Raw genomic sequence first — 14,205 nt, forward strand, 5'->3', positions numbered from 1 at the left:
CCAATGAAAAAAGCACTCTTTGTGGCAGTCGCCGCTTTCTCGCTTGGCCTTTCGGCGCAGATGGCCTTTGCGCTCGACAAGGTGACGCTTGGCACCAACTGGCTGGCGCAGGCCGGTCATGGCGGCTTCTATCAGGCGCTCGCCGATGGCACCTATGAAAAATACGGCCTCGACGTGAAGATCGAGATGGGCGGGCCGCAGGTCAACAACCGCCCGATGCTGGCCGCAGGCCGCCTCGACTTCCTGCTCACCGGCAATCTGCTTTTGTCCTTCAACAATGTCGCCAATGGCGTGCCGACCACGGTTGTGGCTGCCTTCTATCAGAAGGACCCGCAGGCCCTGATGGCGCATGACGGCGAATACAAGGATTTCAAGGATCTGGTGAACGCACCGACGATCCTTATCTCCAAGGACGGCCAGTTCTCGTTCTGGCCCTGGCTGGTGAAGGAATTTGGTTTCAAGGACGAACAGCTGCGTCCCTATGGCTATAGCCTCGCCCAGTTCCTCGGCGACAAGAAGACCGTGCAGCAGGCCTATGCGACCGCCGAACCGCTTTACGCGGCCAAGGAAGGCGCAAAGGTCAAGACGTTCCTGCTCGCTGATCAGGGCTACAATACCTACGCAAACACCATTGAGACGCGTCAGGAACTGGTCGACAAGAACCCCGACCTCGTGCAGCGTTTTGTGACGGCTTCGATCGAAGGCTGGGTCAACTTCATGTATGGCGACCACAGCAAGGCCTATGAGATGATCCTCAAGGACAATGCGGATATGAGCAAGGAAACGCTCGACGCAGAACTGGCCAATCTCAAGGAACTGCAGCTCATCGACAGCGGCGACACGCTGACCAAGGGCATTGGCGCCATCGACATGAACCGCGTCAAGTCGTTCTACGAGCTGGCGCGCAAGTCCGGCATCGTCAGCGGCGAAGAACTCGACATGAGCAAGGTTGCAACCGACGCCTTCGTCAACAAGGGCGCAGGCCTCGACATCAAGAAGCAGCTGGGCCAGTAAGCCCCCGACGAAAACGGAAAGTCGCCCGCCTGTTTGAATGCCCGGCGGCTTTCCCTCCCGACCACGGTTAGAGACATGACTATCGACGACGAGAATGACGATATCGAGCCGACCGGGCGAGACAAGGTTCTCGACCGCCGGCGGCGCATTCTCGGCGCGATCCGCACTGCCGCGATTGACGAATTCGCGGAAAAGGGTCTGGTCGGCGCATCGACCCAAGGCATTGCGCACCGTGCCGGACTGACCAAGCCTCAGCTGCATTATTATATTTCCAGCAAGGAAGAGCTCTACGAAGACATCATCGTCTTCATCCTCGACCAGTGGGAAGATATTTTCCTCGATGCCAGCGCCGAGGATGACCCGGCCAAGGTGATCCGCCAATATATCCGGGCCAAGCTCGCTTATAGCCAGAAGAACCCCAAGGCATCGAGGCTTTTCACCACCGAAATCGCCAATGGTGCGCCCTATCTCAGCCGCCACTGGAACAAGCATGTCGCAGCCACCCACAGCGCGGTCAAACTGATCCAGTCATGGGTGGATGACGGGCGCATCAAACCGGTCGATCCGCTGTTGTTCCAGATGCATATCTGGGCCGTGACGCAGCATTATGCCGATTTTGAAACGCAGGTGCGCAGCATGATGGAAGTGGGCGAGGACGTTCCGCTGGATTTCGAGCGCATCGAAAAGGAAGTCTCGGCGCTGTTTCTGCGGGCATGCGGGCTGGAGTAATTATCGCAGCCCTTCGAGTTCTGCGATGCGCGCGGCGCTATCCTTTTCCAGCATGCGCGTCATTTCGCGGATAAGCGTTTCGGCCAGTACAAACAGGGCCGCCGACGAATCCCAGGCAGAGGGCACCGCCGTGCGACCCGCCAGAACATGGCGCGCAACGCGGGCAATCGGCGACAACCACTGGTCGGTGACAAGAATAACCTCGACACCCCGCGCCCGTGCTTTTTCCGCCAGCCCCAACAGGCTGTCCTGATAGCGGCGAATGTCGAAAACGACGAGCACATCGCGTTTTCCCATATCCAGCAACCGGTCGCGCCAGACACTTTCCTGACCGCCGAGATGAAACACTTGCGGGCGGATGATCGTCATATGCGCCGTCATATATTGCGCGATGGGATCGGTGAACCGGCCCCCGATCAGATAAATATTGCCCTTGGCATTCGACAGTGCGGCCACCGCCTGCTGCAACTGTCTGGCGCCAAGATGCCGGAATGTCTCGCGGATATTTTCCTGTGTGTGCTCTACCGCCGGATAGGCCGTATCGGGGGCTTTGTCCGGATTTTCATTGCGGTGGTGCGGCGATTGTAATTGCGCCGCAAGTTCGTTTTGCAGATGCGCCTGAAACTCGGGATAATTCTGGAAACCGAGCCGATTTACAAAGCGCAGGATCGTCGGCGAGCTGACGCCCGCCTGCGCTGAAAATTCCGCCACCGTCTTCAATCCGAGTATCGGATAATTGGCGATCAAAGTCTGCGCTGCGGCCCGTTCGCCGGCAGGCATCGTATCGATCCGTTCATTGATGCGTTCGGCAACGCTGGTGTTTTCCGGGGCGCTTTCCGGCACGATATTTTCCATCCCGATGCCCAATTCAATTCGGGCAAAATTGTGTTTGACAAATTATCATACGACGTATCAAATAATCCGCAATAGCGCATAATTTTTAAAAAACGTAACATAAGTTACAGCGCGGGGAACAAACCAAATGGCGGACGAGCGAAAGAAACGCCCGGCTTCGCATGAGCCGGTTTTTGTCGTCAACGAAACAGGGTCAAGTCCCTGGCTTTTCGTTTGCGAACACGCCTCCAACCATGTGCCGGACGGTTTCGACGGCCTGGGGCTGGGGGAGGATGCCCTTCGTGCCCACATCGCCTGGGATCCCGGAGCGGTGGAGGTTGCCCGACATCTCAGCGCCGCGCTTGATGCGCCGCTCGTAGAGTCGTGTCTGTCGCGCCTGCTGATCGATTGCAATCGCCCGCTTGATGCGCCGGACCTGATCCCCGAAATCAGCGAAATGACGGTCATTCCCGGCAATCACGAGCTGAACTCGCTGGAGCGCACCGCGCGCATCGACCTGTCGCATCGCCCGTTTCATGCCCGGATCGAACAGCTTATTGCGGCGCGCGCCGCACGCGGCTTTCCGTCATGGATGGTCACGATCCATTCGTTCACGCCGGTCTATCGCGCCATATCGCGCCCATGGCATGTCGGCATCATCCACGATGCGGATGACCGGGTTGCAGCGCCGCTGATTGCCGCACTCAAGCAGGACCAAACGCTCAATGTCGGCGTCAACGAGCCTTATGCGCCGTCCGACCGCGTCTATTACACGCTGGAGCGCCATGCGCGCCCGCGCAATGCGCCCTGCGCCATGATCGAAATCCGCAATAACGAAATCGCCGATGCAAAGGCTCAAAGAGCATGGGCCGAGCGGCTGGCGCCGATATTTAGCCGGATTGGCGAGACGCTTTGCCCCGCAGCGCAACCGAACGGAACGAAGAACTGAAGGAGAGGGAAATGCCCAAGCCGATCAGGCTTTTCGTCAAATATGTGGATGCGCTGAATTATCGTGTCGGGCGCTTTTCGATGTATCTGCTTTTCGTGCTGGCGGCTTGCCTTCTCTATTCCACCTTCTCGCGGGTTGCTTTCGGCGTGCCCGTCAACTGGGTCCTTGAAATGTCGCAGTTTCTGCTGTCGGCCTATTATCTGCTCGGCGGCGCCTATGCGATGCAACAGGGCGCGCATGTCCGCATGGACCTCTTTTTCGACCGTCTGCCCCCGCGCAAAAAGACGCTGACCGACCTGATCACCATTCTGTTCATCGTGTTTTATCTCGGCGTCATGGTGATGGGCGGCATTTCTTCCACGAATTACGCCATCGTCTATGGGCAGAAGAATTATACCGCCTGGGCGCCTCCGCTCTGGCCGATCAAGCTCATCATGACGACCGGCATTTTGCTCCTGCTGCTGCAATGCCTTTCCAACTTTTTCAAGGACTGGGCATCGCTGCGCGGCCAGCCCATCGACACGCTTGCCGGTCCGGCCATTGAGGAGGGCCATCATATATGAGCTCTGAACTCATAACACTTTTCATGTTCGCCACAATGATGGCGCTGCTGATGACCGGTCAGCGGGTTTTCGGCGTCATCGGCTTTGTCGGATCGCTGGCGGCCCTGCTCCTTTGGGGCAAAGGCTCGTTTGAAATGCCGTTCAACGCGACCTTCGCGGTCCTGAACTGGTATCCGCTGATCACCGTGCCGTTCTTCGTGTTCATGGGCTATATGCTGTCGGAATCCGGCATTGCCAGCAATCTTTATCGCATGTTCCATGTCTGGTTCGGCGGCATACGCGGCGGTCTGGCGCTCGGCACCATCGGATTGATGGTCATCATCTCCTGCATGAACGGCCTCAGCGTTGCAGGCATGGCCATTGGGGCGACCGTGGCGCTGCCGGAGCTTCTCAAGCGTGGCTACAACAAGGTCATGGTCACCGGCGTCATACAGGCGGGCAGTTCGCTCGGCATTCTCATTCCGCCGAGCGTCGTGCTGGTGCTTTATGCGATGATCGCTCGCCAGCCGGTGCTGCAACTCTGGCTGGCTGGCATCGGCCCCGGCCTGTTGATGGCGGCACTTTTCGCGATCTATATCTATATACGCTGCCGCCTGAACCCGGAACTTGGACCAGCCCTGCCAAAAGAAGAGCTGGAGAAATTCAGCTGGAGCGAACGCTTTTCCGTGTTGCGCGCCGGTCTGCTGCCACTCGTCGTCTTCGGCGCGATGATGGGCCTGTTCCTGACGGGCATTACCAGCCTGGTGGAAAGTGCGGCGGTCGGCGCTTTGCTCGCCACATTGGCGGCGCTGTTCACCGGGCGTCTTAACAAGCAGGTGTGGGAAACGACGTCCCGCAACAGCCTGACCGTCACCTGCATGTTCCTCTGGATCATTCTCGGCGCGCTGTGCTTTTCGTCGGTTTATGACGGTTTGGGCGCCGTCAAGGCAATCGAGAAGATCCTTCTTGGCACATTCGATCTGTCGCCGTGGACCATTCTCATCCTGATGCTGCTGTCGTTCATTCTGCTCGGCATGTTTCTGGATGATACGGCCATGCTGGTGATCGTGGCGCCGCTCTATATTCCGCTGGTCAAGAGCCTCGGCTTCAATGCGATCTGGTTTGGCATTCTGTACACGATCACCTGCCAGATTGCGTATATCACGCCGCCTTTCGGGTACAATCTCTTCATGATGCGAGCGCTGGCACCCAAGGAAATCACGCTGATCGACATCTACAAATCCATCGTGCCGTTCTTCTTCCTTATGGTGCTGACGATCATCATCTTGATGATTTTCCCGCAAATCGCGCTGTGGCTGCCGAACTGGTATACCGGGCGATGAGAAACGATGGAGGAAATACGAATAATCCGGTGACAAGAGTCCGAATGGACCGGCCCGGCTCATGTGAAAGGGTGAACTTCAAACAAACGGGAGAATGGGCATGAGCGAGAATAACAAGCTTAATAAACGTGACTTTCTCAAGAAGGCCGGGCTGACGACGGTTGGAGCATTGGGTGCCAGCACACTTGCGACGCCCTATGTCAAAGCACAAAGCCCGATCAAGTGGCGATTGCAGACCTATGCAGGCCCGGCACTGGCCGAACATGTCATTAAGCCGTCGATTGACGCCTTCAACAAGGCGGCGAACGGCGAAATGACAATTGAACTTTACACCGCTGACCAGCTGGTGCCGCAGGGCGAACTCTTCCGCGCCGTGCAGTCGGGCACCATCGATGCCGCGCAAAGCGATGACGATTCCATGGCATCGCCCGTCGATGTCGCGGTGTTCGGCGCTTATTTCCCCTTCGCTTCGCGCTATAGCCTCGACGTGCCGACACTCTTCAACTGGTACGGGCTGAACGAAATCTGGGAGGAAGCCTATAAGGAAATTCCCGGCGTCACCTGGCTCAGCGCCGGTTCGTGGGACCCGTGCAACTTCGTCACCACAAAACCGATCCGCAGCGTTGCCGATTTGCAGGGCCTTCGCGTCTTCACCTTCCCGACAGGCGGTCGTTTCCTGACCAAGTTCGGCGTGGTGCCTGTCACGCTGCCCTGGGAAGATATTGAAGTCGCCATCCAGACCGGCGAACTCGACGGCGTGGCCTGGTGCGGCGCGACCGAGGCCTATACCGTTGGCTGGGCGGATATCAACAAGTACTACCTCACCAACAATATCAACGGCGCATGGGCCGGTTCCTATTTCGCCAACACCGAAAAGTGGGATGCCGTACCGGAACACCTGAAAGCGCTCTTCAAGCTGGCGATGGATTCCTCGCACTACTACCGTCAGCATTGGTACTGGTGGGGCGAAGCGCATTACCGCACTACCGGCGGCAAGCTGGAACTGACCACCATTCCGGAATCGGAATGGAAGCAGATCGAAGATGCGGCACAGGAGTTCTGGGACGACATTTCCAAGCAGAGCGAGCGCAACGCCAAGGTCGTGGCCATTCTGAAGAAATATCAGGAAACCATGCGCAATGCCGGAGCGCCGTATCGCTACAGCTGACGGTGAACATAACGAACCAGCGAGGGATCGGAGGCTTACGGGAAAGTCTCCGATCCCGGTCTATCCTTTCATGCTTTGAGGAGCAGGCATATAAATGGCCGGACAATTGACTTTCGACGCGCTGAAAACAGCCGTTTCCGCCGGAGAGATCGACACCATTCTGGCCTGCATCGTGGATATGCAGGGACGCCTGATCGGCAAGCGTTTCTATGCGCCGTTCTTCGTGGAATCCGCCTATGACGAAACGCATGGCTGCAACTATCTCCTCGCCGACGATATCGACATGGAACCGGTGCCCGGCTATGAAGCCGCCGGTTGGGACAAGGGTTATGGCGACTTCGTCATGAAACCCGATCTTTCCACCATCCGGCTTGCGCCATGGCTGGAAAAGACCGCCCTCGTTCTTTGCGACGTGCAGGACCATCACCATGACGATCTCGCCCATTCGCCGCGCGCTATTTTGAAGAAGCAGCTCACCCGCCTGCAAGAGCGCGGCTATCGCGCTTATTTTGCCTCCGAGCTGGAATTCTATCTCTTCGACGAGACCTACAAGACCGCCCGCAACAAGCACTGGCAGGCCATGGAAACGGCCTCGCCCTATGTGCAGGACTATGTGATCCACCTCACCACCAAGGAAGAACCGGTCCTGCGCGCCATGCGCAATCAACTGGCCGCAGCCGGAATTCCGGTTGAGAATTCGAAAGGCGAATGGGGTCCGGGTCAGGAAGAGCTGAATGTGCGCTATGCCGAAGCGCTGGAAATGGCTGACCGGCATGTGATCATGAAAACGGCGATGAAGGACATTGCCGAGCAGCATGGCAAATGCATCACCTTCATGGCGAAGTATGATTACAGCAAGGCTGGCAGTTCCAGCCATGTGCACAATTCGATCTGGAGCGCTGACGGCAAGGAATCGCTGTTCTTTGACCCGAAGGCGCCACATACGATGACTCCGCTGATGCGGTCATGGGTGGCCGGACAGCTGAAATATGCAACCGACTACACCTATTTCCTCGCGCCCTACATCAATTCCTATAAGCGCTTTCAGGCGGGCACATTCGCGCCCACCAAGATCATGTGGAGCGAGGACAACCGCACCGCAGGTTTCCGGCTTTGTGGTGCAGGCACCAAGGGCATTCGCATCGAGTGCCGCATCGGCGGGGCCGATCTCAATCCTTATCTCGCCTTTGCGGCATTGATCGCTGCTGGTCTTCAAGGGATCGATGAGAAGCTTGAACTGGAAGAACCTTTTGTCGGCGATGCCTATGGCGCGGTGAAGCTGAAGGAAATTCCCTACACGCTGCGCGAAGCAGCGCTTGCGCTTAAGAATTCGTCTTTCCTGAAGGAAGCACTCGGTGAGGAGGTGGTCAGCCATTATGTCCACACCGCCCATTGGGAGCAGATCGAATATGACCGCCGCGTCACCGATTGGGAATTGCATCGCGGTTTCGAGCGCTACTGACCGTCCATGGATATCCAGAATGAGCTATGAAGGACCTGCCCAATGAGCGGCACTGCGAAAATCATCTCGCCTATCGACGGTTCGGTCTATGCCGAGCGCCCTTTTTTGAGCGAAGCCGCCATTCAGTCCACCGTTGCGGCGGCGCGAACGGCACAAGCCGCCTGGGCTGAACTGAGCATTGCGGAGCGGGCGCGCTATTGCCGTGCCGCGCTTGCAGCGCTTGCCGCCATGCAGGACGAAATCGTGCCGGAGATTGCCTGGCAGATGGGTCGCCCGACTCGCTATGGCGGCGAAAATGGCGGCGTGCAGGAGCGCGGTCAGTATATGATCGATATTGCCGCGGAAGCGCTGGAACCTTATCTCCCCGCGCCAAAGGACGGTTTCCGCCGCTATGTCAAACATGTGCCGCTTGGCGTCGTGCTGGTGATCGCGCCGTGGAACTATCCGTATCTTACTGCCGTCAACACCATCATCCCAGCCCTGATGGCGGGCAATAGCGTCATCCTGAAACATGCGACGCAGACGCTTCTGGCGGGCGAGCGCTTCGCCCAAGCCTTTGAGAAGGCGGGGCTTCCCAAGGGTGTTTTCCAGAATGTGGTTCTGGATCATGCCTCCACCGAAAAACTGCTGGCTTCCGGCACGGTCGATCATGTGAATTTCACGGGGTCGGTCGGCGGCGGACGGGCGATTGAAAAGCGCTGCCGCAGGCACCTTCATGACCATGGGGCTGGAGCTTGGCGGCAAAGACCCGGCCTATGTCCTGCCGGACGTCAATCTCGATCATGCGGTCGCCAATCTGGTGGACGGTGCCTTCTTCAATTCGGGCCAGTGCTGCTGCGGCATCGAGCGCATCTATGTGCATGAAGATGTCTATGATCGTTTCGTGGACGGTTTCATCGATCTGACCCGCCAATATGTCGTCGGCAACCCGCTGGACGCTGGTACAACGCTCGGCCCCATGGCGCAGGCGCGTTTTGCCGATCTTATCCGCGAGCAGAAGGCCGAAGCGCTGCGCAAGGGTGCCAAGGCGCATGTGAACATGAAAGTTGAAAATGACGTCGCCGGCTCACCCTATATCGCGCCGGAAGTACTCACCCATGTCGATCACCAGATGAGCGTCATGCGCGAGGAAAGTTTCGGCCCCATCGTCGGCATCATGAAGGTACGCAACGATCAGGAAGCGCTCGCTTTGATGAATGACAGCATTTATGGCCTCACCGCTTCGCTATGGACGACGGACACTGACCGCGCGGCAACGCTCGGCGACCGCATCGAAACCGGCACTGTTTTCATGAATCGCTGCGACTATCTCGATCCGGGCCTTGTCTGGACCGGCGTTAAGGATACCGGCAAAGGCGCTTCCCTTTCGCCCATCGGATACGGCAATCTGACCCGGCCTAAATCCTTCCACCTACGTGAAAAAATCTGATCTGATCCCTGTTCTGCCCTACTTTGAAAGCAATCGATATGACGACACTGACCGCTAAATGGAACTTCCCGACCACCGTTCTTTTCGGGCCGGGGCGCATCAAGGAACTGCCTGCTGTTCTGAAGGCGGCAGGTATCGCGCGCCCGCTTTTCGTCACAGATCCGGGTCTCGCGAAACTTCCCGTGGTTGCTTCCACGCTGGCCGTTCTCGATGCGGCAGGTGTGCAATATGGCGTCTTTTCCGATGTGAAGCCTAACCCGGTCGAAAGCAATCTCTATGCGGGCGTCAAGGTTTTTCAGGACGGCAAACATGATGGCGTCATCGCCTTTGGTGGCGGTTCTGCGCTCGACCTTGGCAAGCTGATCGCCTTTCAGGCGGGCCAGACGCGCCCGGTCTGGGATTTTGAGGATATTGGCGACTGGTGGACCCGCGCCGACAGCAACGCCATCGCGCCGGTGATTGCCGTGCCAACCACCGCTGGAACCGGCTCGGAAGTGGGCCGCGCGGGCGTGTTGACTAATGAAGCGACGCACACGAAAAAGGTCATTTTCCACCCGAAAATGCTCCCGGTCACGGTCATTGCTGATCCCGAACTTTCCACCGGCATGCCGCCTTTCATCACTGCCGGCACCGGCATGGATGCACTGGCACATTGTCTTGAAGCTTATTGCGCGCCGGGCTTTCACCCGATGGCGGATGGCATCGCTCTCGAAGGTATCCGCCTTGTGTTCGAAAATCTGCCCCGGGCCTATGCCAACGGCAACGACATTGAAGCCCGCGCCAATATGATGGCCGCAGCCGCGATGGGCGCAACCGCTTTTCAGAAAGGGCTCGGCGCGATCCATTCGCTGTCGCACCCGATTGGCGCGCTCTACGACACCCATCACGGCATGACCAACGCCGTTTTCATGCCCTATGTGCTGCATCATAACCGCGCCGCTATCGAAAAGCGGATTGAACGCCTTGCGGATTATCTCGGTATCAAGGGCGGTTTCGACGGCTTCGTCGCTGCCATCATGAAACTGCGCAAGGACCTCGGCGTGCCGGACACATTGCCGGAATTCATCAAAGGGCTGGAGATGGACAGCGCTCGCAAGGACCTGATTGCAGAGATGGCAATCGTTGATCCGACGGCTGGCGGCAACCCGATTGAGCTTACCAAGGAAGGCGCGCTGAAGCTTCTGGAAAGCGCCTTGTCCGGCAAGAATTGACCGGCGGCAATTCCCGCAAAACTGTGTAACGTTTTGCTTGCAAGAAAAATATAGACAGCTAATAGTTAGGCCGACAAAACAAGCATCGCACCGAAGCGGGGGGCGATGCATCTGGAGAGCGGGTTCTTGGGGAGGAACCCGCTCTCCTTCATTTTAGAGCACATCCCGAAAAGTGTGAAACGGTTTTCGGATAAGATGTGTGTTAAAACAAACAGTTAGAGTGCCGATCTGATACAATCGGATCGAAACGCGCTCTGACGTCAGTCATTGGCTCGATAATCAGCGCGGGTAATGCCGTGACGTTGCATCTTGTCGTAAAAGGTCTTGCGCGGAATGCCGAGCGCCTTGATCGTTTCCTGCACATTGCCGCTATGAGCGGCAAGCGTTTCGCGGATCAGCGTTTCTTCATAACGCTCCAGACGTTTCGGCAAAGGTTCCTGATCATCCGCCACGGAACGGCCCACGCCATTGGAAGATGAGACGCCAAGCGCCACCCGGTCAGCAAAATGCGCCAGTTCACGCACATTGCCCGGCCAGACATGGCTCATCAGATGGCGATGCGTGGCGGCGTCAACCACCGGTACATCGCGATTGAAGCGCTTTGCCGCGCGCGTCAAAAAATGCGCAAAAAGCAGCGGAATGTCCTCGCGGCGCTCCCGCAGCGGCGGTATCGATAGCGTCACAACATTGAGCCGATAGTAAAGGTCTTCACGAAAATCGCCGCGCTGCGCCGGATCGCCGAGATCGATCTTCGCGGCAGCCACCACGCGCAAATCGACCGGGCGGATTTCATTGGTACCGAGCGGGGTAATCTCCCGCATTTCCAGCACGCGCAGCAGTTTTACCTGCGTTGCGGCTGGCATGCTTTCAATCTCGTCGAGAAACAGCGTGCCGCCGCTTGCATGTTCGATGCGTCCCAGCCGCTTTTTCTGCGCGCCGGTGAAGGCACCCGCCTCATGGCCGAACAATTCGCTTTCAATCACAGTTTCCGGCAGCGCGCCGCAATTGAGCGCAACGAAATTGCCTTTGCGACGGCGGCTCCAATTGTGCAGCAGTTGTGCCACGACCTCCTTGCCGCTGCCGGTTTCGCCCGCCACCAGCACATCCACGTCTGTATCCGCAATATCGCGCAGTGTGCGGCGCAGGTTTTCCATCACGGACGTCTGGCCGATCAGCGGCAGATCGCCTTCGGCGTCGATTGCAGCGGCGCGCAAGGCGCGGTTTTCAAGCACAAGCTGGCGCTTTTCACCGGCGCGTCGAATGCTGTGCACCAGCCGGTCCGCAGCAAAAGGCTTGGCTATAAAATCATAGGCGCCATCCTGAATGGCCTGAACCGCCATCGGAATATCACCATGACCGGTGATGAGGATCACCGGCAGATCGGGATCGATGCCCTTGATCCGCGTAAAAAATTGCAGCCCATCAATCTGCGGCATCCGCACGTCGGATACGATCACGCCGTCAAAATCCGCCGTCACATCGGCCAGCGCGTCCACGGCACTGCCATAATCGGCGACGGAAAAACCGGCAAGCTCCAGTGTCTGCCGGGTGGCGCGGCGCAATGCCCTGTCATCATCGACCAGGATAACGGAGTGAGGAGGGTTCATCATGCTTTTCTCAATTCGACGCGGAAGACTGTGCCGTCGGCACTGCTTTCCGCAGATATGGTTCCGCCATAATCGGTGACGATTTCCTTGACGATCACCAGACCAAGGCCGAGGCCCTTTTCCTTCGATGTATTGAAGGGCGAAAACAGGTTGTCGCGAATATGCTGCGGCATGCCCGGTCCGTTATCGGACACGGTGACCAGCACCGTCTCGCGCTGTTCTGTTGCGCGCACTTCGATGCGTCCGTCATTGCCTTTGAGTTCCACCGCCTCCAGCGCGTTCTGGAACAGATTGATGAGCACCTGTTCCAGCCGAAGCGAATGTCCGACAACGCGCAGATCGGGCGGCGGCAGTTCGATATCCAGTTGATCCATCCGACCGGAAAAACGGCTGCGCAGCAGCACAAGCGCGCCCGATATGACCTGACTGAGCGGTGTCGGCTCCGAAGGTGAACGTCCCTTGCGGGCAAGGGCCTTCAGGTCGCCGGTGATAGTGCCGATACGATCGGTCAGCGCGGCGATTTCATCGAGATTCTCGGTTGCGGCCTCCAGCCGCTTTCGTTCGATGAACGTCTTCGCATTGTCCGCATAGGCCCTTATCGTCGCGACCGGCTGATTGATCTCATGCGCAACACCCGCCGCCACTTGCCCCATAATGGCGAGACGGTTAGCGTGGACGAGATCCTGCTGCACGCCCTGCAACATGGATTCCGTGCGATGGTGGTCGCTGATTTCAGCTTCCAGCCGGTCTCGCGCAAGACTGAGATCGCGGGTGCGTTCTTCTACGCGTTGCTCCAGTTCCTGTTGCGTGCGCGCTGCCGCTGCGATGCGCGCCACCACCTTCTGCCGCCTGCGCAACAACATCCCGGCGATGGTCGCAATGGCCGCCAGAATGATGAAGGCAATCAGCCGCGCCTCGCGCACCGCGCCTGGAATCTGCGGCTTTGTCGGCGCCATGCTGTACATCTGCCAGGGCGTGGACGGCACCGTGGAATGAATAGCCAGAAACTGCGTGCTGCGCCCCTCGCCGGGCATTTGCGCATTCATCAAAAGCACATCGCCCTCGCCCACCGCCTTCATAGACAGCGGCAAGGGTTGCAGCGGCACATCGCCGAATTGCAGACTGTCACGAATAGATTGAGACTGTTCCAAACCGATGCGGCCTATGGTCATGAAGCGCCAGGACGGAAGGCTGGTTATCAGCGCGATGTTGCGTTCGTCGGTCACGAAAGTCGGACGGCCCGCATTGCGCCAGTCCTGCTCCAGATCGTCGAATTCCAGTTTGACGACGATGACGCCGAGCGGGCCCGAAGACCCATCGACGCGCCGCGAGATATAAAGGCCGGGGCGGAAACTCACATTGCCGAGCGCAAAATATTCGTCGCCGCCATTGGTCAGGGCATCCCGAAAATAGGGCCGGAACTTGTAATCATTGCCGACAAAGCTGTCCCGCTCGCGCCAGTTGCTGGCCGCAATCGCGATCCCGTCCATCCCCACCAGATAGATCACCGCCGCCTGCGTGCCATCCGCGAGCGTCTCCAGCTTTCGGTTTGCGGGGTCTATCGTCGCCACCGTCTTGTCCAGAAGTGCCGACGCCAGCTCCCGATCCTTTGAAAGCACAAGCGACAAGGCGCGTTGCTTGTCGAGAACAGCGCGCAGCAGCGCTGTATTCAGATTGGCATCAATGCGCGTCTGCTCGCTCAAGTCCTCGACGGCGCGCTCATGCGCCGTGTTGCCAACCAGCCAGAATGCCAGCGCGAAGAACACGGCGCAGATGAGCGCAAACAGAGCCCAGGCCCGGCGATTGGCGGCTCGCAGATCCGCTTCATCAATGATTGGGGACACCAACTTGTTCATCAAATCAATGTGCGATATTTCGCACAAATTGAAAAGAAGAATGTGTAAAAATTCGCACAAT

At 58.0% G+C, this 14,205-nt stretch carries 11 protein-coding genes and 1 pseudogene; 9 read left to right on the forward strand and 3 right to left on the reverse strand.

Annotated elements, in window-relative coordinates:
- Window positions 1-3 precede the first annotated feature (3 nt).
- Both QLQ11_RS15080 and QLQ11_RS15085 read left to right on the forward strand, forming a co-directional pair.
- Complete coding sequence (locus QLQ11_RS15080; protein WP_109367176.1) at window positions 4-1,014, forward strand: ABC transporter substrate-binding protein; 1,011 nt, start codon at window positions 4-6, stop codon at window positions 1,012-1,014.
- A gap of 75 nt (window positions 1,015-1,089) precedes the next feature.
- Complete coding sequence (locus tag QLQ11_RS15085; RefSeq protein ID WP_109367175.1) at window positions 1,090-1,743, forward strand: TetR family transcriptional regulator C-terminal domain-containing protein; 654 nt, start codon at window positions 1,090-1,092, stop codon at window positions 1,741-1,743.
- Here QLQ11_RS15085 and QLQ11_RS15090 read toward each other — a convergent pair whose 3' ends face one another.
- The gene (locus QLQ11_RS15090) at window positions 1,744-2,523 is read right to left on the reverse strand and encodes a MurR/RpiR family transcriptional regulator (RefSeq protein ID WP_371830816.1); all 780 of its coding nucleotides are present in this window, start codon (window positions 2,521-2,523) and stop codon (window positions 1,744-1,746) included.
- A gap of 202 nt (window positions 2,524-2,725) precedes the next feature.
- Here QLQ11_RS15090 and QLQ11_RS15095 point away from each other — a divergent pair, with 202 nt between their 5' ends.
- The 7 genes and pseudogenes from QLQ11_RS15095 to QLQ11_RS15125 all read left to right on the forward strand — a co-directional run bounded on the left by QLQ11_RS15095 (window position 2,726) and on the right by QLQ11_RS15125 (window position 10,681).
- Complete coding sequence (locus QLQ11_RS15095; protein ID WP_109367174.1) at window positions 2,726-3,526, forward strand: N-formylglutamate amidohydrolase; 801 nt, start codon at window positions 2,726-2,728, stop codon at window positions 3,524-3,526.
- An 11-nt stretch (window positions 3,527-3,537) separates the two neighbouring features.
- Window positions 3,538-4,089, forward strand: a complete 552-nt coding sequence (locus tag QLQ11_RS15100; RefSeq protein WP_109367173.1) for a TRAP transporter small permease subunit — start codon at window positions 3,538-3,540, stop codon at window positions 4,087-4,089.
- Window positions 4,086-5,411: a TRAP transporter large permease subunit gene (locus QLQ11_RS15105; protein WP_109367172.1), complete on the forward strand. Its 1,326-nt coding sequence runs from the start codon at window positions 4,086-4,088 to the stop codon at window positions 5,409-5,411. The genes QLQ11_RS15100 and QLQ11_RS15105 overlap by 4 nt, the downstream gene beginning before the upstream one ends.
- 100 nt (window positions 5,412-5,511) lie before the next feature.
- Window positions 5,512-6,579, forward strand: coding sequence for a TRAP transporter substrate-binding protein (locus tag QLQ11_RS15110; protein ID WP_109367171.1), 1,068 nt, complete (start codon window positions 5,512-5,514; stop codon window positions 6,577-6,579).
- A 94-nt stretch (window positions 6,580-6,673) separates the two neighbouring features.
- The gene (locus QLQ11_RS15115; protein WP_109367170.1) at window positions 6,674-8,041 is read left to right on the forward strand and encodes a glutamine synthetase family protein; all 1,368 of its coding nucleotides are present in this window, start codon (window positions 6,674-6,676) and stop codon (window positions 8,039-8,041) included.
- Window positions 8,042-8,083: 42 nt separating this feature from the next.
- A pseudogene (locus tag QLQ11_RS15120) lies at window positions 8,084-9,470 on the forward strand (aldehyde dehydrogenase family protein).
- Window positions 9,471-9,508: 38 nt separating this feature from the next.
- Window positions 9,509-10,681 carry an iron-containing alcohol dehydrogenase gene (locus tag QLQ11_RS15125; RefSeq protein ID WP_109367968.1) on the forward strand — a complete coding sequence of 391 codons (1,173 nt, stop codon included), beginning with the start codon at window positions 9,509-9,511 and terminating at the stop codon, window positions 10,679-10,681.
- 260 nt (window positions 10,682-10,941) lie between these two features.
- Here the strand turns inward: QLQ11_RS15125 and QLQ11_RS15130 are convergent, their stop codons facing one another.
- Both QLQ11_RS15130 and QLQ11_RS15135 read right to left on the reverse strand, forming a co-directional pair.
- On the reverse strand, window positions 10,942-12,288 hold the full coding sequence (locus QLQ11_RS15130) for a sigma-54 dependent transcriptional regulator (RefSeq protein WP_109367967.1): 1,347 nt from the start codon (window positions 12,286-12,288) through the stop codon (window positions 10,942-10,944).
- Window positions 12,288-14,144: an ATP-binding protein gene (locus QLQ11_RS15135; RefSeq protein WP_109367168.1), complete on the reverse strand. Its 1,857-nt coding sequence runs from the start codon at window positions 14,142-14,144 to the stop codon at window positions 12,288-12,290. The genes QLQ11_RS15130 and QLQ11_RS15135 overlap by 1 nt, the downstream gene beginning before the upstream one ends.
- Window positions 14,145-14,205 lie beyond the last annotated feature (61 nt).

It is taken from the genome of Ochrobactrum sp. SSR (assembly GCF_030067775.1).
GTDB lineage: Bacteria > Pseudomonadota > Alphaproteobacteria > Rhizobiales > Rhizobiaceae > Brucella > Brucella teleogrylli.